This is a genomic window from Streptomyces sp. NBC_00207, from assembly GCF_045160965.1.
Classification (GTDB): domain Bacteria; phylum Actinomycetota; class Actinomycetes; order Streptomycetales; family Streptomycetaceae; genus Streptomyces.
Genome location: NZ_CP130715.1, coordinates 7379607 through 7400337, shown reverse-complemented (window position 1 = coordinate 7400337; position 20731 = coordinate 7379607). Strand labels below are relative to the sequence as shown.

Sequence of the window (20731 nt, the reverse complement as noted above, 5' to 3'; positions counted from 1 at the left end):
GTTACGCCGGGCGGGTCCGGGCCAGCAGCACCGCCACGTCGTCCTCCTGGGCGCACGGCAGCAGCGACCGCAGGATCCCGTCGCACAGCTCCTCCAGCGGCTGCTCCACCCGGCGCAGGGCCTGTGCCAGCTGGTCCATGCCCTGGTCGAGGTCCCGGTCCCGGGCCTCGATGAGGCCGTCGGTGTAGAGCACGAGCAGGCTCCCCGCGGGCAGCCGCACCTCCTCGGTGCGGAAGTCCTGCCCGCCGGTGCCCAGCGGGGTGCCGGGCGGTCCGTCGAGGAAGGAGACGGTCCCGTCGGTGGCGACCACGGCCGGCGGCGGATGCCCGGCGCGGGCGACGACGCAGCCGCCCGACGCCGGGTCGTACACGGCGTAGACGCAGGTCGCCATCTCGTCCTCCCCCAGGTCGGCCACCACGGCGTCGAGCGAGCCGAGCATCCGTGCCGGGGACACGTCGTGGCGCGCGAGGGTCCGTACCGCCGTGCGCAGCTGCCCCATGACGGCCGCCGCGTGGATCCCGTGGCCCATGACGTCGCCGATGACCAGCCCGGTCCGGCCGCCGGGCAGGGGGATGACGTCGAACCAGTCCCCGCCGACGTCGTGGTCGCTGGCGGGCAGGTAGCGCCCGGTCAGGGCGAGGCCGGGGACCTCGGGCAGCGCGCTGTTGGTGAGGCTGCGCTGGAGGGTCAGGGCCGCCTGCCGCTGGCGGGTGTACATCCGGGCGTTGTCGATGTTGAGGGCCGCGCGGGCGACCAGCTCGTCGACGAGTACGCAGTCCTGCTCGTCGAAGGGCTCCCGGTCGCGCGTGCGCGTCACGGTGACCGCGCCGAGCACCGTGCCGCGCGCGACGAGCGGGACCAGCCGCGCCGAGCCCAGGGTGGCGAGGTAGGCGCGCAGGGCGTCGGCGCGCGGGGACGTGATCAGTGCCGGGATGTCGGAGACGTAGAGGTTCATGGGCCGCCCCTCCGCGACGATCTGCTCGTAGTGGGTGCCCACGGGGATCTGGAAGGTCTGGCCGGGGGTGAGTTTCGCGGTGGGGGCGGTCGGGTCGGGGAAGCGGGCCGCCAGGCGGCGCAGGACACCACGGGTGGAGGCGGCGGGCGCCGCGCCCTCGTCGGGGCCCAGCACCGCTTCGAGCAGCTGTACGTCGGCCGAGTCGGCGAGCTGCGGCACCAGCACGTCCACGATCTCCTGGGCGGTCTGGTGCAGGTCCAGGGTCGTGCCGATGCGGGTGCCGGCCTCCGCCAGCAGCGCGAACCGGCGCCGGGCCCGTTCGGCCTCGGCCTGCGCCTGCTGGCCGTCGGTGATGTCGATGAGGGAGGCGATCACCCCGAGGGCCCGGCCGGAGCCGTCGAGGAGCGGGGCGTACGAGCAGGACCAGGTCCGGTCGCGCTCGGGATCGGCGGGGGTCCGCCCGGTGCGGCGGACGTCGACGACGGCGGTGCCCCGGTCGAGGACCTGCCGCATGGTCGCCTCCAGGGCGACGGCGTTGACCCCGGGCACCACCTCGGTGAGCCGTTTGCCCAGGTGTTCGGCGGCGGGGACGCCGTTCATCCGGGCCAGCGCGTCGTTGACCCGCAGGAAGCGCAGGTCGGGGCCGAGGGTGGCGAGGCCGATGGGCGACTGGGTGAAGAGGCTCTGCAGGGCGGCGAGCGAGTCCCGCATGTGGAGGACCTCGGAGGTCTCCACGGCGATGAGCAGGGCGCCCGTGCGGCCCTGCGGGTCCACGGCGGGCACGATCCACATCTCCATGGGGACGCGGTGGCCGTCGCGGTGGCGCACGGGCAGGGTGCCGACGACGGTCTCGCCGGCCTGGACGCGCCGGGTCAGCTGGTCGGCGAGCTCCCGGTTGGCCTCGGGGACGAGGACGGCGGCGCCGGGTCGGCCGATGATGTCCTCGGGCCGGTGTCCGAGCAGGTCCTGGGCGGCCAGCGACCACTCGACGATGCGACCGTCGGCGTCCTCGCGCCAGAGGGCGATCGGCAGCAGCTCGCGGAGCACGCCCGCGTACCCGACAGCCGCCGCCGGCTGGTCCGGCACCTCGCTCGTCGACTGGTAAGTGTCCAATGCACCGACCTCACCCCGGGGGGCTGATTCCTACCGATTCACCCTATCCGAGGCATGGGCGCGGGGCTCTGTGTCCGGTGGAGGCGGTCGGCAGGGGCGCAGGTCCGCGGGTGCGGGGCGACCGGCGGCCGGTCCGCACCGGTCCGGACCCCCCGGCTCATACGACGACCACCTCGACGCAGGCCACGGGGTTGCAGCCGTAGCCGCGGGCGTTCCACGGGGCCTGCGCCGGCTGGGTGTCGCCGTGGGCGTCGGTCGCGCGGGACAGCAGCCGGTACGGTCCGGGGCGCTGCGGCGTCCACCGGTACGACCAGCCGCTCCAGCCGTACGGGCCCGCCGGCGGTTCCAGCACGGCCGGCCGCCAGCCCCGGCCCGCGTCGCCGTCGCCGTCGCCGTCCGGGTCGTCGCCCTCGTACGCGGCCCGCACCTCGACGCTCCGTACGGGGACCCCGCCGCCCGACCAGGCGCGGCCGCGGACCAGGGTCTCGTGGCCGCGGCGCACGGCCGTGTCCGGCTCGGGCTCGGTGATGACCGACTTGACCCGCACGGTCGTGACGGGCCCCTCGGGGGTGCCGCGCGAGGCGACGTAGAGGTACTCCTCGGTCTGGAAGGCGCCGGTGAACGCGTGCGTCACGGCGCGCGCCCCGACGAGCCACTTCACGTCGGCGACGGCGTACCGGCCGGGGACCACCAGGCGGACCGGCGCCCCGTGCTCGGGCGCCAGCGGTTCGCCGTTCATGCGGGTGGCGAGGAGGGTGTCCGGGTGGAGGGCCACGGCGAGCGGGAGGCTGCGCTCGAAGGACGTCGGGCGGCCGTGCACGGTGCCGGAGTCGGCTCCGGTGAAGACGATCTCCACGGCCGCCGGATCGATCCCGGCCCGTTCGGCGAGGGCATGGAAGGGCACGCCGGCGAAGTGCGCGCAGCCCACCGCCTGCTGGCTCCACGGCAGTCCGGGCGGGGGCGGTCTCATCAGGCCGCGGCCGTTGCCCGCGCACTCCACGACGACGTCGAGCTCCCGGTGTTCCATCGCGAGCAGTTCCGCGTGGCCGAGGGTGAAGGGAGCGGCGGCGGCCCCGTCGAACCGGAGCCGCCACCGGGCGGGGTCGGTGCGCGGGATGCCGAAGTGGTCGCGTACGAAGAAGGCCCCCACGGGCGTGACCGGCTCGGCCAGTGCGGCCGAAGGGGTCTGGGCGTTGTACGGGTCGGCCGTCACGGTCTCGGGCTCCCAGACCGTGGCACCGGGCCCGCGCGCATCTCGTGAAACCGGCCATGCGGTCATCGCGACACCTTCCGTCGGGCTTGTTCCGAGCGCGACGCGGATTTACTTCAGCGTACTTCCGGCAAGGTCTTGACTACGGATGAATAGAGAGGAAACTCATCAATACACCGGATAACCGGATAGAGCCGCACCTCCCTCTGGAGACGTCCTCAGGCCCGCGTGACCCTTGTCCAGGCTCTGGCCAGGCCCCCGGCAGCATCTGTCGACCAGGGGAGCCATCGGCGACGGCGGATGGCTCATGGATTCGACGGAACTGCCGGGGACTGTCTTGTCCGCGCACCTTCCGCGCGCCTTTCGTCCGCGCCCTCTCCACGCTCTCTTCGTGCACCTTTCGTGCGCCTTTTTTGCGTCCTCCGCACATCCCACGCACGATGGCGCACATTCCACCGGCAATGCCGCTTCACGCCAACTCTCCCTCTTTTCAGGAGAGTTGCGATTGATCTGACCTATGTTCTCTGGGGCACATCCCGTCGCCCCAGGAGGTCAGATTGCAGTCCAGGCGCTCCCTCGCCTTTCCACGCCTGTTACGCCGTTCCCACCTGCTCATAGCCTTCGGCCTCGGCTCGCTGCTGATCGGCCTGACCCCGTGGCTCGGGGTCTCCAGCACGGCGGCCGGCCGGGCCCCGGCCCCCCGGCCCATGCCCGTCCCGCAGGACCAGCAGACCGCGAAGCAGTCGCCGCACCACGGCATCGCGCCGGCGAACGCGATGGAGCCCACGGCTCCCGTCCTCGACCGGACCGGATGGACGGCCACCGCGAGCGACGAGGAGACCGCCGGCGAGAACGGCCGCGCGGCCAACGTGCTCGACGGCAACACCAACACCATCTGGCACAGCAAGTGGAGCGGCACGGCCACTCCCCTGCCGCACACCCTCACCATCGACATGCGGCAGACCTCGGTCGTCTCCGCACTCGTCTACCGCCCCCGCGCGAACGGGCCCAACGGGCGCATCGGCGAGTACGGCATCAGCCTCAGCACGGACGGACGGGCCTGGGGAACCCCCGTCGCCACGGGCACCCTCGCCGACGACGCCGGCACCAAGACGCTGGGCTTCGCCCCGCAGGGAGCCCGGTTCCTGCGCCTCACGGCGCTCACCGAGGCCGGTGGCCGCGGGCCCTGGAGCTCCGCCGCCGAGATCGACGTACTGGGCGACCCGGGCACCCCGGCGGCCACCGTCGACCTGTCCCGGACCGGATGGACTGCCGCCGCGAGCGACGAGGAGACCAGCGGCGAGAACGGCCGCGCGGCCAACGTGCTCGACGGCGACACCAACACCATCTGGCACAGCAAGTGGAGCGGCACCGCGACCCCCCTGCCGCACACCCTCACCATCGACATGCACCGCACGTCGGTCGTCTCCGCGCTCGTCTACCATCCGCGCGCGGGCGGGGCCAACGGGCGGGCGGGCGCGTACAGCGTCCAGACCAGCACCGACGGCTTCACCTTCGCCGCGCCGGTGGCCTCGGGCACCTGGCGGGACGACGACACCGTCAAGACCGCCACCTTCACCCGGGCCGAGCACGCCCGCTACGTACGTCTGACCGTGACGAGCGAGGCCGGCGCCCGCGGCCCGTGGACCTCGGCCGCCGAGATACGCCTGAGCGGGCCGGCCAGCCCGGCCGTCCACGGCTCCTGGGGCCGGATCACCGGGTTCCCGCTGGTGCCCGTGGCCACCGCCGCCCTGCCCGGCGGCAAGCTGCTGGCCTGGTCGGCGTACGCGGTCGACCGCTTCGGCGGCAGCAACGGCTACACCCAGACCGCGATCCTGGACCTGAAGACCGGCAAGGTCACCCAGCGCCGCATCGACAACACCGGCCACGACATGTTCTGTCCGGGCATCGCCATGCTGGCCGACGGCCGGGTGCTGGTCACCGGGGGCAGCAACGCGGAGAAGGCGAGCATCTACGACCCGGCCACCGACGCCTGGTCCGCCACCACCAGCATGAACATCGCCCGCGGCTACCAGGCCATGACGCTGCTCTCCACCGGCGAGGCCTTCGTCCTGGGCGGCTCCTGGAGCGGGGCTGCGGGCGACAAGGCCGGTGAGGCCTGGTCGCCGGACACCCGTACCTGGCGCAAGCTCCCGGGCGTCTCCGCCGTCCCGGCGCTGACGGCCGACCCGGCCGGCCCCTACCGGGCCGACAACCACATGTGGCTGTACGCCACTTCGGGCGGCAAGGTGCTGCAGCTGGGTCCGAGCAAGCAGATGAACTGGATCTCGACCACGGGCCAGGGCGGCATCACCGCCGCCGGCACCCGGGCCGACAGCCAGGACGCCATGACCGGCAACGCCGTCTCCTACGACATCGGCAAGCTGCTCACCCTGGGCGGCTCCCCCGCCTACCAGAACAGCCCGGCCACCCGGCGCGCCTACACGGTGAGCGTCTCGGGCAGCCAGGCGCAGGCCGCCCGCACCGGGGACATGGAGCACGCCCGCGCCTTCAGCAACAGCGTCGTCCTGCCCGACGGCAAGGTGGCCGTCTTCGGCGGGCAGGCCTATCCGGTGCCGTTCAGCGACGCGACCTCGGTGCTGACGCCCGAGCTGTGGGACCCGGCGACCGGAGCCTTCACCCCGCTCGCCTCGATGGCCGTGCCGCGCAACTACCACAGCGTGGCCAACCTGCTGCCGGACGGGCGGATCTTCTCCGGGGGCGGGGGCCTGTGCGGTGACTGCGCCACCAACCACGCCGACGGGGCGGTCTTCACACCGCCGTACCTGCTGAACGCGGACGGCACGCCGAAGCCGCGTCCCGTCATCTCCGGTGGCGTGCCCTCCAGGACGGCCCCCGGCAGCTCGCTCACGGTGAGCACCGAGGGCCCGGTGGCGTCTTTCGTCCTGATGCGGGCCGCGGCCGCGACCCACTCCACCGACAACGACCAGCGCCGGGTGCCCCTGGTGTCCACGGCCGCCGGAACGAACTCCTACACGGTGTCCGTTCCCGCCGACACCGGCGTGGTCCTGCCGGGCAACTACATGCTCTTCGCCCTCGACGCCCAGGGGGTCCCGAGCATCGCCGAGTTCCTCACCGTCTCCTGACCCCGAGCGGCCCCGAGTGACCCTGGGGCCCAGCGGTGTCCGGCCGTCGTTCCGGCCGGGCACCGCTCCTCCCCGGCTACGCCGTCTGCACGGCCCGGAGCGTGTCGGCCGTGCCGAGGACTCCCGCGATGCCCCGGGCGAGGCAGGGGATGCGGTGCGCCGGGATGCCCGCGATGTTGATCCGCCCGGAGGTCGTGCCGTAGACCGCGTACTCCCTGCGCAGCTGGAGCATCTGCGGCGCGGTGAGCGGCAGCATCGAGAACATCCCCTTCTGCCGGGCGAGGGAGCGCGCCTGCTCGGCACAGCCCAGGGCGCTCAGGTGGGCGGTCAGATCGGCCCGGTTGGCCATGATCCGGCTCCGCATGACGTCCAGTTCCGCGCGCCAGGCGGCCCGCAGCCCCTGGTCCTCCAGGATCGTGGTGACGACCGCCGCGCCGTGCTCGGGCGGCATCGAGTACAGCGTCCGGGCGGCGTTCTGCAGGGCCGTCTCGGCGTGCCGCACGGCCTGGGCCGAGGACCCGAGCACGATGGCGCAGCCGACGCGGTCGCTGTAGAGGCCGAAGTTCTTGGAGCAGCTGACGGCGATCAGCATCTCCGGCACGCGCGCCGCCAGCATCCGCGTGGCCAGCAGGTCGGCCTCCAGGCCGTCGCCGAGCCCGTGGTAGGCGAGGTCCACGAAGGGCACCCAGCCGCCGCGGGCGGCCGATTCGGCCAGGGCCTCCCAGTCGTCCAGCAGCGGGTCCACGCCCGTGGGGTTGTGGCAGCACCCCTGGAGCAGCACCACGTCGTCCCGCCGGGCCTCCCGCAGCTCCCGCAGGACGCCGGCCGTGTCGAAGCCGCCCTCGGCGTCGCGCCAGCCGTACGTACGGACGTTCAGCCCGGCGGCCTCCAGGATGGGCCGGTGGTTGACGTAGGCGGGATCGCTGATCCACACCGTGGTGCCCGGGCGGGTCCGGCAGACCAGATCGGCCAGCAGCCGCAGCGCGCCGGAGCCGGCGACGGTCTGGACGGCCGCGGCCCGGTCGGCCGGCCCGTCCGGACCCAGCACCAGGTCCAGCAGGGAGCGGTTGAAGGCGGCGTTCCCGGAGAGCCCGCGGTACTCCTTGGACTCGGAGCGCTCCGCCAGGCGCATCTCGGCCTCGCGCACGGCGGCCATGACGGGCGTGGTTCCCGTCTGGTCCCGGTAGACCCCGAGGACGAGGTTCAGCCGTTCGGGCCGCTCGTCGCTGCCGAACTCGTAGGTCAGGTCCCACAGCGGATCGGTGGGCGGCGGGGGGAGGAGCTCAAGCATCTGCGGGAACCTCGGGTCTGGGGCGGCGGTTGGCGAGGACGACGCCGGCGGTGATGAGGGGGACGCCGACGAGCACGGCGAGGGTGGGTGTCTCGCCGAGCAGGGGGATGGCGAGCAGGACGACGGCGACGGGGCTGAGGCTGCCGACGACGGAGCTGCGCTCGGCGCCGAGCCGGCGGATGGCGAAGGCGTAGAGCAGGCCGGCGCACAGCCCGACGCCGAGCCCCTGCACCACGAGGAACAGCGCGATGTCACTGCCCGCCGCGTGCGCGATGCCCGTCGGGAGCACCCCGGTCAAGGCCAGGACCGCGATCACGGCGAAGGAGGGCAGGCACAGCAGTCCGATCGATCCGACGGGATCGAGGTCCACCTCGCGCAGGCCCACCGTGTAGAGGGCCCACAGTCCGCTGGCGACCAGGAGGATGCCGGAGCCGGCGAGCACGTCGGTGTCCACCGGGACGACGTAGCGCCAGACGAGCGCGGCGACGCCGGCCGCGATCAGCGCGAGTCCGGCCGTCTGCGTCCCGCGGGGCACCCCGTGCCCGCGGCGGATCATGATCGCGGAGACGAAGAGCGGGACCATCCCGGGGACGATCGAGCCGACGAAGGCGGCGGAGGTCAGGGCGCCGCCGTGCATCGCCGCGAGGAAGAAGGGCACCCCGGCACCGCAGATGATCTTGGCTGCGGGGCCCGGCCGTACCGCGGCGATGCGGCGGCGGCGCCGCCACAGGGCGGGGAAGAGCACGACGAGGGGAACGCCGAAGCGCAGCAGAGCCGCGTCGGCCGGCAGCAGGGAGGAGGCGCTCAGGGCGCGGGCGCTGAGCGCGAACGCCGCCCAGATCGCCACGGTCACCAGCAGCGCCAGCAGGCCCTCGGCCTGCGGGGAGAGCCGCGGGGTGAGCCCGCGCCGGCCGGGGTGTCCGGCCCGCGGGCCCGCCGCATCGGGAGGCACGGTCGCCCGGGTGGTGTGCGTCGCGACCAAGGGAATTGCTCCAGCCTCTGGGACTCGGACCGGTCCGGTCCGTTCCAGGGCAACGCTAGGGCTTCGGCCGGGGCAGCCGATTGCCAGTTCTGCCTCTCGGACATACGTTTGGGGCAGAATCTGCCAAGGAGTGGCCGTGGACGCAGTCGATCTGCAGATCATCCGGGAATTGCAGGCCGACGGGCGCCTGTCCAACCAGGACCTGGCCGACCGCGTCCGGCTCTCCCCGTCGCCCTGCCTGCGCCGGGTCCGGCGGCTGGAGGAGGCGGGCCTGATCCGCGGCTACACGGCCATGGTCGACCAGGTGGCCTTCGGACTCCCGGTCACCGTCTTCGTGCGGATCCGCCTGGAACGCCACACGGCGGAGGCGGTGCGGCTCTTCGAGGAGCACGTCGCCGTCATCGAGCACATCCAGGACTGCTACCTGATGGCGGGCAGCAGCGACTACCTGCTCCGCGTCGTCATCGAGGACCTGGAGGCCTACGAGGCCCTGGTGCGCCACCGCATCCACGCCATCCCCGGAATCGCCTCGATCGAGTCGAGCTTCGCGTACGGCAGCGTCAAACAGTCCAGGACCTACCCCCGGCCCACCCCGGGCGCGTCGAGGCGATCGCCGTGACGGATGCATCGCCCGGCCGGGCACATGGAAAAGGCAAGGAGAGCGCTCTCCTTGCCACTTTCAACTTATAGCGCGCCGGGTGGCTTGCCGCAAGACCCGGGTCACGGCGCAGAATCATCGGCCGAGACCACAGTCTGCGGAGGCATCGCGATGATCGAGCAGTACGTGCGGGACCTTCGGGAAGTCGACGGGACACAGGTCGCGGTCGTGGGCGGCAAGGCCGCGCACCTGGGCGCGCTGTCGCGGATCGAAGGCGTCCGCGTGCCGGCCGGCTTCTGCGTGACGACGGACGCCTTCCGGCGGATCATGGCGGACGTGCCGTCGATCGGCGATCGGCTCGATCAGCTGTCGCGCGTGGACCCCGACGACCGGGAGTCGATCCGCACGCTCAGCGCACAGATCCGTCGGACCATCGAGGGGATCCCCGTCCCGGGCGATCTCGCGGCGGCGATCACCCGCGCACTCGCCCGGCTCGGCGGGCAGGCCGCCTGCGCCGTCCGGTCCAGTGCGACGGCGGAGGACCTGCCGACGGCCTCCTTCGCCGGCCAGCAGGACACGTACCTGAACGTCGTGGGAGCGTCGGCGGTCCTTCGGCACATCAGCCGGTGCTGGGCATCGCTGTTCACCGAGCGGGCCGTGACCTACCGCCGGCGGGGCGGCATCGACCACCGTGCGGTCCACATGGCCGTGGTCGTGCAGCGGATGGTCTTCCCGCAGGCGTCCGGCGTCCTGTTCACGGCCGACCCCGTCACGGGCAACCGGAAGGTCGCCACCGTGGACGCCGGCTTCGGCCTCGGTGAGGCCCTGGTCTCCGGCCTGGTGAACCCGGACGGCTTCAAGGTGCGCCACGGCGAGGTCGTCGCCAGGTCGATCGCCGCCAAACGGCGCGCCGTTCACGCCCTGCCGGCCGGCGGTACGCGGGAAGTGGCGATCGACGCGCAGGAGCAGGAGCAGCCGGCGCTGACGGATGCGCAGGTCGTGCGGCTCGTGCAGCTCGGGCGGCGGATCGAAGCGCACTTCGGCCGCCCGCAGGACATCGAATGGTGCCTGGCCGACGACGGCTTCCAGATCGTCCAGAGCCGGCCGATCACGACGCTGTTCCCCGTTCCCGAGGCCGGTGACCAGGAGAATCACGTCTACGTCTCCGTCGGCCACCAGCAGATGATGACCGACCCCATGAAGCCCCTGGGGTACTCCCTGTGGCAGCTGACGGCCATGGCGCCGATGCACGAGGCCGGCGGGAGGCTGTTCGTCGACGTCACCCGGCGCCTGGCCTCGCCCGCGGGCCGCGCCGGCCTCCTGGACCTCATGGGGAGGGGCGATCCGCTGGTCAGGGACGCGCTGGAGACCGTCCTCGACCGTGCGGACTTCGTCCTGCCGCTCCCTGACGCGGGTCCCGGCGGGCCCCCGCCGGCCGGCGGTGCGCCCGCCCCGATCGCGACCGATCCGGCCATCGTGACCGGGCTGATCGAGCGCAGCCGCGCGTCCGTCGCCGCCCTGGAGCGAGACATCCGGACGAAGACCGGACCGGCACTGTTCGACTTCCTGCTGGAGGCCTTCGAGGAGCACAAGCGGGTCCTCGGTGATCCGCTGAACCTCCAGGCGATCATGGCGGCGATGGAGGCCACGTGGTGGCTGGGCGACACGCTGCAGGAATGGCTGGGCGAGAAGAACGCGGCTGACACGCTCACGCTGTCCGCCCCGGACAACATCACGTCGGAGATGGGACTGGCACTGCTCGACGTCGCGGACGCGATCCGCCCGCACCCGGAAGTGGTGGCGTTCCTTCAGGCCATCGGCCCCGGGGACGAGGCCTTCCTGGACGAGCTGGCGAAGCTCGCGGGCGGGACCGAAGCGCGCGACGCCGTCGAGGCGTACCTCGACCGGTACGGCATGCGCTGCGTCGGCGAGATCGACATCACGAGGCCGCGCTGGCGCGAGCGCCCCGCCACGCTCGTGCCCGCGATCCTCGACAACGTCCGGAACTTCGAGCCGGGCGCCGCCCGGCGGCGCTTCGAGCAAGGGCTGCGGAAGGCGCAGGAGAAGGAACGGGACGTGCTGTCACGCTTGCGGGCCCTGCCCGACGGGGACCGGAAGGCCGACGAGGCCAAGCGGATGATCGACCGGGTCAGAACCTTCATCGGGTACCGGGAGTACCCGAAGTACGGCATCGTCAGCCGCTCCTTCGTCTACAAGCAGGCCCTGCTGGAGGAGGCCGAGCGCCTCGTGCAGGCCGGCGTGCTCGCCGAGCAGGAGGACGCCTTCTACCTCACGTTCCAGGAGCTCCACGAGGTGGTGCGCTCGCACCGGCTGGACGGCCGGCTCGTCCGGCAGCGCAAGGACGCGTTCCGCTCGTACCACGCGCTCACACCGCCCCGGGTGCTCACCTCGGACGGCGAGGCCGTCACCGGGGCGTACCGGCGCGACGACGTGCCGGCCGGCGCCCTGATCGGCCTCGCGGTCTCCGCCGGGACCGTCGAGGGAAGGGCCCGCGTCGTCCTCGACATGGGGGAGGCCGATCTCGAAGCGGGCGACATCCTGGTCACGACCTTCACGGACCCCAGCTGGTCACCGCTGTTCGTCGCGGTCGCGGGCCTGGTGACGGAGGTGGGCGGGCTGATGACCCATGGCGCGGTGATCGCCCGGGAGTACGGCTTGCCGGCCGTCGTGGGCGTGGAGGGCGCCACCCGGCTGATCCGGGACGGGCAGCGGATCCGCGTGCACGGAACCGGCGGGTACGTCGAGATCCTGCCCTGAGCGACCGCGCCGCCCCGCAGGGGATCCGGTGCGGCCTACCCGGCGCTCGCCAGCGCCGCCTCGAAGGCGGCGAAGGCGGCCGCGTCGAAGAGGACGAAGCGGACCTCCCGCACCTCGGTCCGGGACGCCCGCACCGTCTCCACCGCGATCCGCGCCCCGTCGTCCATGGGCCAGCCGTAGATTCCGGTGGAGATGGCCGGGAAGGCGACCGTACGGGCCCCCAGTTCGTCGGCGGTCCTCAGCGATTCGCGGTAGCAGGAGGCCAGCAGCTCCGACCGGTCCTCCTCGCGCGACCAGACCGGGCCCACCGTGTGGATGACGTGCCCGGCGGCGAGCCTGCCGGCCGTGGTGGCGACGGCCCGGCCCGTCGGCAGTCCCTTGCCGTACTGCGAGCGCCGCAGGTCCTCGCAGGCCGCGAGGATCTCCGGCCCGCCCCGGCGGTGGATGGCGCCGTCCACCCCGCCGCCGCCGAGGAGCGAGGAGTTGGCCGCGTTGACGATCGCGTCGGCCTTCTCGGCGGTGATGTCGCCGAGGACCAGGGTGATGCGGACCATCAGGAGTCCTTTCGCGAGCGGCACCCCCGACCGGCCGTCACGGCGGCCGGGGGCCCGCGTCCGTCTATCCGTGCTGCTGACGGCGCCTGAACGCCGTGAAGAGGCAGCCGAGAGTGGCCGCGCTGAATCCCGCGGTGAGCATCCATTCACCGCGTGCCACGAATATCGCGGTGAACACAGCCATGACCACCGCGCTGAAAAGGTCGAAGAGGAGGAGCCCTCTCCCCCTGCCGCCGGTGTCGTTGCCTGGAGCCACTGCTTCCTCCTGTTGCATGGGAATGGGAATTCGCGTGGGAGGCCGCCGTCAGGCGTCCCGGCGCAGGTGGCGCCAGACCGCCTTGGCGGCGTTGTGGCCGGACATGCCGTGCACCCCGGGGCCCGGCGGGGTCGCCGACGAGCAGAGGAAGACCGCCGGGTGGGCCGTCGTGTACGGGGAGAGGGAGATCTTCGGGCGCAGCAGCAGCTGTAGCCCCGACGCGGCCCCGCAGGCGATGTCCCCGCCGACGTAGTTGGGGTTGCGGGCGGCGAGCTGGGGCGGGCCGGCCGTGGCACGGGCCAGGACCAGGTCGCGGAAGCCGGGGGCGAAGCGCTCCAGCTGGCGCTCGACGGCCTCGGTGAGATCGCCGTCCCAGCCCGCCGGAACGTGCCCGTACGCCCAGAACACGTGCTTGCCCTCGGGTGCCCGGCCGGGGTCGGCCAGGCTGGGCTGCGCGGTGATGAGGAAGGGGTTGCGGGGGGCCCGGCCGCCGGAGGCCAGCTGCAGGGCGGCGTCGATGTCGCGGGCGCGCGGGCCGATCTGGACGGTGCCGGCGCGGCGCGGCTCCTCGGCGGTCCACGGGACCGGGCCGTCCAGCGCGTAGTCGATCTTGAAAACGGAGGCGCCGTACCGGTAGCCGTCGTAGGCGCGCCCCAGCCGGGCGATCCGGGCCAGCGCGGTCGGCGAGGTGTCGAAGACGTACGCCCTGGCCGGCGGGAGGTCGTCGAGCCGCTTGACCTCGAAGCCGGTGTGGATCGTCCCGCCGAGGTCGCGCAGGTAGGCGGCGAGCGCGTCGGAGACGGACTGCGAGCCGCCGCGCGCCATCGGCCAGCCGTTCGCGTGCGCGGCGAGCGCGAAGACCAGGCCGACGGCGCCGGTGCCGATCCCGCCGAGCGGAGCGATGACATGGGCGACGAGCCCCGCGAACAGGGCCCGGGCCCGCTCGTCGCGGAAGCGGCGCAGGAGCCAGGTGGAGGGCGGCAGCCCGGCGAGCCCGAAGCGGGCGAGGGTGACCGGGTCCCTGGGCAGTGCGGTGTCCGGCAGGGACATGAAGTCCCGGGCCAGGGTGTCCCATTTGCCGAGGAACGGCCCGACCAGACGCCGGTAGGCACCCGCGTCCCGCGGCCCGAACGACGCCGCCGTCTCCGCGACCGAGCGGGAGAGGACGGCGGCCGTGCCGTCGTCGAAGGGGTGCGCCATCGGCAGCGGGGCGTGCAGCCATTCCAGCCCGTACCGCTTCAGCGGCATCGTGGAGAAGACCGGGGAGCCGACACCGAGCGGGTGCACCGCCGAGCACGGATCGTGCCGGAAGCCGGGGAGGGTGAGCTCCTCGGTCCGGGCGCCGCCGCCCACCGTGTCGGCGGCTTCGAAGACGGCCACCGAGAAGCCGCGCCGGGCCAGTTCGACGGCGGCGGTCAGCCCGTTGGGCCCCGCCCCCACCACGACCACATCGAGAATCGACGGCACTTGCGACTCCTTCGTTTCCGGCGGCGCCTGCGCCTCCAGGATATTGCGCCCCGTACCCCGGGCGGGACACCCCTAGGACGCGGTCCGGGCTCCCCGGAGCAGTTCCCGGATGCGTACGGCGGTGGCCTCGTCCCGCCCGACGGCGAACGGCAGCGCGTTGTCCCGGTCCACCCGGAAGGGGACACCCTCGACCGTGCTCTGTGCCCCGCCGGCCTCGGCGACCAGCAGCAGCCCTGCCGCGTGGTCCCAGGCCGAGGGCCAGGTGAAGGCCAGGGCGTCCATCTCGCCGCGGGCCACCTTCAGGTACTCCAGGCCCGCCGAACCGCACGGCCTGGCCGCCACCCCGGGCACGTCCAGCCGGGCCAGCGTCCGCTTGTTCTCGTCGGACGTGTAGAGCGGGTGGGCGATGGCGACCCGCAGCGCGGCGCCGGCCTCGGGCGAACCGCTGTGGATCCGCTCGCCGTTGACGTACGCCCCCTGCCCGCGCACGGCGGTCGCCAGCTCTTCCAGCGCCGGGGCGAAGGTCCAGGAGGCGAGGATCTCCCCGCGCAGGGCCAGCGCCACCAGGGTGCAGAAGGCCGGGTCGCCGTTCACGAACTGACGGGTGCCGTCGACCGGGTCGACGATCCACACCGGGGCGTCCCCGCGCAGCGCCTCGTACACCGTGGGATCGGCGTGCACGGCCTCCTCGCCGACCACGGCCGAGCCGGGCAGCAGGCGCGTCAGGGAGGCCGTGAGGTGCTCCTCGGCCTTGCGGTCGGCGACGGTCACCAGGTCGTGGGGGCCGCTCTTCTCGTCGACCTCGTGCTCGGCGAGCTGCCTGAATCTCGGCATGATCTCGATCGCCGCCGCCTTGCGGACGGCCTCTTCCACATCCGGCAGGCCATGGGTAAGGAACTCATCGATCATGTGCCCATCACATCACGCCCGCACGGCAAACCCCACCGACAATCCCCGTCGGACCGCTGGATTCCCGATGTACCGCGGGTGAATCCGGCCGCCGGAAGAAGGCGTACCGCCTGCCGGACGCCGGATCCCCGTGCCGGACCGGCGCCGCCCCCTGGGGGGCGGCGCTCCGCAGACCCCTCACGGACGTCAGCCGACGGGAGAGGGGCTCCGGGGATCGGCCGGTCGGGGGACGAAGACCGGTGAGTCCGACTGGTAGAAGAGGTCGATGTCGGCCTCCTCGCCGCCGACGATCAGGGTGTCCCAGGCCCCGCTCTCCCGCAGGGTGCGCAGGGTGGCCGGGGCGATCGAGGCGAGGTGGGAACGGAGTTCCCCGTCGCCGGGCAGGCCCGGCATCCGGGGCGCCAGCCGTTCACGGATCCCGGCCATCCGGTCCAGCAGCGCGTCCAGGTCGCTCCCGTCCGCAGCACCTGCACCGGCACCGGCGGCCGCCCCCGAACGGGCACCCGCACCGGCACCCACACCGGCCTCCGTGCTGCGCGCGATGATGTCCTTGATGGCGCGGGTGACGCCCTGTTCGTCGGTGGTCACCATGGCGTTCCAGGCCCGGCTCTTGTGCCGGTACTGGAGCATGGACATCGCCGCCTCGTGCCGGATGAAGTCGGCGTCCCGCAGCGGCTTGCCCTGCCAGGCGCGGCTGAGCGAGCGGGCCAGCGAAGTGGCGGAGGCGAGGCCGCTGTTGAGGCCGCGGCCCGGCCAGAAGTGGATGGCGTTGGCCGCGTCGCCCAGCAGGAAGCCGTAGGTGCCGGGGGTGGTCGTGGTCGGCCGGTGCAGCTGTGCGGTGAACCGCGGGCGCTGCACCATGTCCAGCCGGAACGAGGTGATCGCGGACAGGTCCTCCTCGGCCACCCCGAACAGGCTCAGGCCCTGCCGGATCTCCTTCCACAGCGGGGAACCGCGCAGCAGGGCGGGCAGGAAGAGGGTGCCGTGGGTGGGGCAGCGGAACTCGTTGTCCTCCTCCTGCCGGCTCATCAGGCAGGGGCGGGCGGCGATGCACTCCTCGAAGACGTGGCGGACCGGGTCGATGCCGATGACGTTCTTGACCTCCTCCCGGGTGAGCCGCATGTTCAGGAAGCCCTCGCCGCGCAGCGAGTTGAGCAGGAACCGGTTCTGCGACACGGTGAGCAGCACGCTCATCGGGTCGGGCAGCTTCGACTTGACGCGCAGCCCCAGCACGACGTCCTGGAGGTGCTCGCCGTCGAGGGAGTAGATCGAGGCGTCGGCCGCGCCGAAGCGGTCGGCGTAGTGCTCCCGGGTGCGGGACCGCCCGCCCTCGGCGACCACCAGAACGTGATCCTGGGTGATCCGGTTCTGCTCCTCGGCCGCGTCGAAACGCCGGGGAACCAGGCGGATCGAGGACTTGCGGTTGGCCAGGTCCAGCAGCCGGTCCTCGATGTGGGCGATCCGGATGTTGCGGGGCGGGCGGCCGTCGACCGAGTCCGGGCCGACGGGCCACATCTCGGAGTAGGCGCCTTCGTCGTCGAAGAGGGCGGCGAGCACCTCCCCGGGCAGGGCGAGGTACTGCCGGCTCTGGACGGTCACCACCTGCTGGCGGCGGAAGTTCCCCTGGGTCTCGTCCTTCCAGACGACCGAGGAGCCCTTCCTGGTCCAGCGCCCGTCGTAGAGGGTGATGGCGGTCCGCCCGGGCAGCATCTCGTCGAGCGCCAGGGCGAAGGCGAGGCCCACCGGGCCGCCGCCGGTGATGGTGACCCGCAGCGTGCCGGGGTCCGCGGCACTCGGCCGGGGCACGTCCAGGAGGGAGAGGTCCATGACCGTCTCCATGGCGTCCTGGGCCTCGTAGAGGAACGTTTCATCGCCGATCCGGATGCAGTCGTTCGGACGCAGCACATGCCGCGTGACGCGCTGGTCGTTGACGAACGTGCCGTTCCGGCTGTCCCTGTCGTAGAGGACGTAACCGGCGTCCTCGGTGAGGATCTCGGCGTGCAGCCGGGAGGCACTGGGGCTGACGATCACGACGGTGTTGTCGCTCTTGCGCCCGAAGCTGACGGGCTCGCCGTCCAGGACCACGCTCTGCCCGGCAAAGGGACCCGTGCTTCCAACGATGACCGAAGCCACTCCACACTCCTTGAAAAAGACGCCTGCTGACTCCTTGTACGACAGCAACACGCCGTCGCGAAGGTATTCGGTTCAACCATTTCCGAAACTTTCCGGTCACTTCGTTGAACCGGCCATCCGGGTCCGTACGTGATGTTGGCGTCGGCAGGCGATCAGAGGGAGAACCGCCCCCATGCACAACGAGGAATCCGAGACCGTGACGGACGGCACGCTCGCGGCCACCACCGCAGGCACGGCCACGACCGCGGCCACGACCGCCGCCGCCCCGGGCGCCCCGGGCACCCCGGGCACCCCGGGCGGGGAACGGCTGATCGCCGGCCGCTACCGGCTGCTGTCCCCGCTCGGCGAGGGCGGTATGGGCACCGTGTGGCGCGCCCGCGACGAGACGCTGCACCGCGAGGTCGCCGTCAAGGAGGTCCGGGTCCCGGCGCACCTGCGGGCCGGCGACATCGCCCGGATGTACAGCAGGCTGGAGCGGGAGGCGTGGGCGGCGGCCCGGATACCCGACCGCAATGTGGTGACGGTCCACGACGTGGTCATGGAGGACGACCGGCCCTGGATCGTCATGGAGCTGATCCGCGGGCGGTCGCTGGCCGAGCTGCTGCGCGACGAGGGGCCGCTCACCCCGCGCCACGCCGCGCACATCGGCGCGGAGGTGCTGAGCGCGCTGCGCGCCGCGCACGCCGCCGGGGTGGAGCACCGCGACGTGAAGCCGGCGAACGTGCTGATCGCCGACGACGGGCGGGTGGTGCTCGGCGACTTCGGCATCGCGATGGTCGAGGGCAGCACCGCGCTGACCCTGACCGGCGAGGTGGTCGGCTCCCCCGAATACCTGCCGCCGGAGCGGGCGCTGGGCCGCCCCTCGGGCCCCGAGTCGGACCTGTGGTCCCTCGGCGTGATGCTGTACGCGGCCGTGGAGGGGATCTCCCCGTTCCGGCAGGACACCGCGCTGAGCACCCTGCGGGCCGTCGTGGAAGAGGAACCGCCCGTGCCGACCCGGGCCGGCCCGCTCGCCCCCGTCATCGCCGGGCTGCTCCGCAAGGAGCCGGCCGAGCGGACCCCCGCCGCCGAAGCCTCCGAGGCCCTGCGGGACATCGCCCACGAACCGGACGCCACCACGACCGCGGCCCGCGTCCGTTCGTCTCCCGCGGAACCCGAGACGGCCGCGGCACCCGCCACCGCGCCGGCCCCGGCCGCCCCGCTCGCGCACGCGTCACCCGCGCACGCGACGCCCAAGCACGCAACGCCGAAGCACGTGTCGCCCGAGGCCCCGCCCCGCAAGCGCCGTACGGTGGCCTTCGTCGCGGCCGGCGCGGCCGCCTGCGTACTCGTCGCCGCCGGGCTGGTCCACGCCCTCGACGGCAACGACGAGGACGGTGCCACCGGTTCGGGCGTACGGATGTCGGTGGCGGGCACGAACACCACCTACACCGGCAGATGCCCGACCCCCGAGAGCCGGGCCCCGGCGTTCACCGCGACCTTCACCGCCTCCGAGCCGACCCTGATCTCCTACCGGTGGGTGTCCGGCGACGGCTCGGTGGTGGATCCGCACTGGCGCACCATGTCCATCGGGGACAAGGCCAACCCCACCGGGCACGACACCGTACGGCTGACGACCTACGCCAAGGCCGGCACCCTGACCACGGGGATGGCCGTGGAACTCCAGAGCCCCACGCGCACCACCTCCAACCCGGTCCCCTTCTCCATCACCTGCACCGGCTGATCCCGGCCGGCCGGCGGTTGAACACCGGGATGGCGTGCTGCCCGTACGCGTCGATCGCGGCCTCTAGAATCCGCCTCCCACCTCCGGCTGCGGAAGGATGCGGCGGCCGCCCCGTCCACCCGGTTCCGGCGCCGGGGCAGGGGTGCCCGCCGGCACCGCGCGGTCCCGGCCCCACGCCCTGATGTCCTCGATCTGCTCGGGGTTGGTCCGGCTCAGCGGCATCGTATTGGCGAAGGTGTCCCTGACGAACGCCGGAGTCACCGCTGCCTCACCGCGGATGTGCCGCATGGCGCCGACGTCGTGCAGGGCCGATTCGAGGTCGGCTCCGGCGAAGCCTTCCGACATCGACACCAGGGCGTCGAGCAGGTCCCGCGGCGGGGCGACCTTCACGTAGCGCTGGTAGTACATGGCGATGATCTCCCGACGGTCCGCCTCGTCCGGCAGGTCGACGAAGAACAGCTCGTCGAAGCGGCCCTTGCGGAACAGCTCAGGGGGCAGGCTGCGCACGTCGTTGGCGGTGGCGACCACGAAGGACCGCGAGTCGCTCTCCTGCAGCCAGAACAGGAACTGCCCCACGAGCCGCCGGTTGACTCCGGTGGAGTCGTTCTGCCCGGCCAGCCCCTTTTCGATCTCGTCGATCCACAGGACGCAGGGGGAGATCCGGTCCACGGTCTCCAGCGCGTCCTTGAGCCTGCCCTCGGACTCGCCGACGTACTTGCCCAGGATCGAGGCGAGGTCCAGCCGGTACAGCGGCAGCTGCCACTCCGCGGAGATGGCCTTGGCGGAGAGCGACTTCCCGCATCCCGGCACGCCCACCAGCAGCACGCCGCGCGGGGGGCGCAGACCGGTGCCGCGCAGATCCGACTCCAGGAGCTCCCGCTTGTTCCGCAGCCAGGCCCGCAGGGTGGCCAGACCGCCGATCTGCCGGTCGGCCTCCTTGACCTGGACGCGCTCCAGCCCGGCCAGATCGCCGAAGATCCGGTCCTTGGCGCGGGCCAGCAGATGGACGTCCTCCCGTTTCACCGAGCCCTTCGCCACGATGGTGGCGAGCAGGTTCACGGCCTCCGCCTCGGTGACGCCCACCAGGAACTCCGCGGCCCGCCGGGTGTCCTGCTCGGTCCATTCGATCGGCACGACGCCGTGATGGTCGCCCAGGAAGCTCGTGATCTGCGTGTACATCTCCTCCGCGTCGGGGAGGTCCAGCTGCAAGGTCATGCCCAGCCGCAGCAGTCCCGTCCAGATGGGCGTGTCCGTGATCAGCATCAGACAGCCGGAGTTGCTGTCGGCGAGCCGCGCCAGCTCGGAGAGGTGGCGCGTGAAGGGGCTGTCGCCGCTGACGTCGTCGGGGTCCACGAAGACGACCGTGGCCTGGGCCCGGCCGGTGAACTGAGCCGCTGCGAACTCCATCGCGCCGGTCAGGGAGCGGTCCTCGTTGACCGGCGCGTTGGTCCGCAGATCGCGCAGTCCGGTGGCCCGGGTGTACACCCAGAAGGGCAGACCGGCACGGGCCGGGCTGCCTGCAGCCTCCCTGACCAGCCTCATGGCTCGCGGCTGTTCGATGGTGCGCAGGCCTACGACGGGGATCCGGGCCGCGATGTAGCTGTCCAGATCACGGCGGGCCTCGGCGAAGAGGGGCATGGAGACCTTCTGTCGAT

At 72.8% G+C, this 20731-nt stretch carries 14 protein-coding genes; 4 read left to right on the top strand and 10 right to left on the bottom strand.

Going from position 1 to position 20731, the window contains the following annotated elements; translation table 11 throughout:
* Position 1: 1 nt before the first annotated feature.
* Both OG472_RS34390 and OG472_RS34385 read right to left on the bottom strand, forming a co-directional pair.
* Positions 2-2068, bottom strand: coding sequence for a SpoIIE family protein phosphatase (locus OG472_RS34390; protein ID WP_405832781.1), 2067 nt, complete (start codon positions 2066-2068; stop codon positions 2-4).
* A gap of 157 nt (positions 2069-2225) precedes the next feature.
* A complete protein-coding gene (locus OG472_RS34385) occupies positions 2226-3347 on the bottom strand; it encodes a molybdopterin-dependent oxidoreductase (protein ID WP_405832780.1) in 1122 nt (373 codons plus the stop codon).
* A gap of 488 nt (positions 3348-3835) precedes the next feature.
* On the opposite strand from OG472_RS34385, the gene OG472_RS34380 reads away from it, so the two are divergent.
* Positions 3836-6385, top strand: a complete 2550-nt coding sequence (locus OG472_RS34380; protein ID WP_405832778.1) for a discoidin domain-containing protein — start codon at positions 3836-3838, stop codon at positions 6383-6385.
* A gap of 76 nt (positions 6386-6461) precedes the next feature.
* Here OG472_RS34380 and OG472_RS34375 read toward each other — a convergent pair whose 3' ends face one another.
* Together OG472_RS34375 and OG472_RS34370 are read right to left on the bottom strand one after the other, a co-directional pair.
* Complete coding sequence (locus tag OG472_RS34375; RefSeq protein WP_405832777.1) at positions 6462-7676, bottom strand: aromatic amino acid transaminase; 1215 nt, start codon at positions 7674-7676, stop codon at positions 6462-6464.
* Positions 7669-8658, bottom strand: coding sequence for a DMT family transporter (locus tag OG472_RS34370; protein ID WP_401604724.1), 990 nt, complete (start codon positions 8656-8658; stop codon positions 7669-7671). Before OG472_RS34370 ends, OG472_RS34375 begins: the two co-directional genes overlap by 8 nt.
* Positions 8659-8794: 136 nt before the next feature.
* On the opposite strand from OG472_RS34370, the gene OG472_RS34365 reads away from it, so the two are divergent.
* Both OG472_RS34365 and rph read left to right on the top strand, forming a co-directional pair.
* On the top strand, positions 8795-9277 hold the full coding sequence (locus tag OG472_RS34365) for an Lrp/AsnC family transcriptional regulator (protein WP_401604722.1): 483 nt from the start codon (positions 8795-8797) through the stop codon (positions 9275-9277).
* 150 nt (positions 9278-9427) lie between these two features.
* Complete coding sequence (gene rph, locus OG472_RS34360) at positions 9428-12034, top strand: rifamycin-inactivating phosphotransferase (protein ID WP_405832774.1); 2607 nt, start codon at positions 9428-9430, stop codon at positions 12032-12034.
* A gap of 35 nt (positions 12035-12069) precedes the next feature.
* Here rph and OG472_RS34355 read toward each other — a convergent pair whose 3' ends face one another.
* From OG472_RS34355 to OG472_RS34335, 5 genes are all read right to left on the bottom strand, one after another.
* Positions 12070-12588 (bottom strand): O-acetyl-ADP-ribose deacetylase, encoded by a 519-nt coding sequence (locus tag OG472_RS34355; protein WP_401604718.1) that lies wholly within the window; start codon positions 12586-12588, stop codon positions 12070-12072.
* A gap of 64 nt (positions 12589-12652) precedes the next feature.
* The gene (locus OG472_RS34350) at positions 12653-12844 is read right to left on the bottom strand and encodes a hypothetical protein (protein ID WP_405832773.1); all 192 of its coding nucleotides are present in this window, start codon (positions 12842-12844) and stop codon (positions 12653-12655) included.
* A 48-nt stretch (positions 12845-12892) separates the two neighbouring features.
* Positions 12893-14311: a phytoene desaturase family protein gene (locus tag OG472_RS34345; RefSeq protein WP_401604714.1), complete on the bottom strand. Its 1419-nt coding sequence runs from the start codon at positions 14309-14311 to the stop codon at positions 12893-12895.
* Between the two features lie 72 nt (positions 14312-14383).
* Entirely contained in the window at positions 14384-15220 is an 837-nt protein-coding gene (locus OG472_RS34340) for an inositol monophosphatase family protein (protein ID WP_401604712.1), read from the bottom strand.
* A 186-nt stretch (positions 15221-15406) separates the two neighbouring features.
* A complete protein-coding gene (locus OG472_RS34335) occupies positions 15407-17353 on the bottom strand; it encodes an FHA domain-containing protein (RefSeq protein ID WP_405832771.1) in 1947 nt (648 codons plus the stop codon).
* 172 nt (positions 17354-17525) lie between these two features.
* Between OG472_RS34335 and OG472_RS34330 the strand changes: the two genes are divergently transcribed.
* The gene (locus OG472_RS34330) at positions 17526-19076 is read left to right on the top strand and encodes a serine/threonine-protein kinase (RefSeq protein ID WP_405832769.1); all 1551 of its coding nucleotides are present in this window, start codon (positions 17526-17528) and stop codon (positions 19074-19076) included.
* 63 nt (positions 19077-19139) lie between these two features.
* Here OG472_RS34330 and OG472_RS34325 read toward each other — a convergent pair whose 3' ends face one another.
* Complete coding sequence (locus OG472_RS34325; protein ID WP_401604705.1) at positions 19140-20714, bottom strand: AAA family ATPase; 1575 nt, start codon at positions 20712-20714, stop codon at positions 19140-19142.
* Positions 20715-20731 lie beyond the last annotated feature (17 nt).

Coding starts and splice junctions, on each gene's coding strand:
- OG472_RS34385 (WP_405832780.1), bottom strand. CDS start 3,347: ATGACCGCATGGCCGGTTTCACGAGATGCGCGCGGGCCCGGTGCCACG.
- OG472_RS34375 (WP_405832777.1), bottom strand. CDS start 7,676: ATGCTTGAGCTCCTCCCCCCGCCGCCCACCGATCCGCTGTGGGACCTG.
- rph (WP_405832774.1), top strand. CDS start 9,428: ATGATCGAGCAGTACGTGCGGGACCTTCGGGAAGTCGACGGGACACAG.
- OG472_RS34355 (WP_401604718.1), bottom strand. CDS start 12,588: ATGGTCCGCATCACCCTGGTCCTCGGCGACATCACCGCCGAGAAGGCC.
- OG472_RS34340 (WP_401604712.1), bottom strand. CDS start 15,220: ATGATCGATGAGTTCCTTACCCATGGCCTGCCGGATGTGGAAGAGGCC.
- OG472_RS34330 (WP_405832769.1), top strand. CDS start 17,526: ATGCACAACGAGGAATCCGAGACCGTGACGGACGGCACGCTCGCGGCC.
- OG472_RS34325 (WP_401604705.1), bottom strand. CDS start 20,714: ATGCCCCTCTTCGCCGAGGCCCGCCGTGATCTGGACAGCTACATCGCG.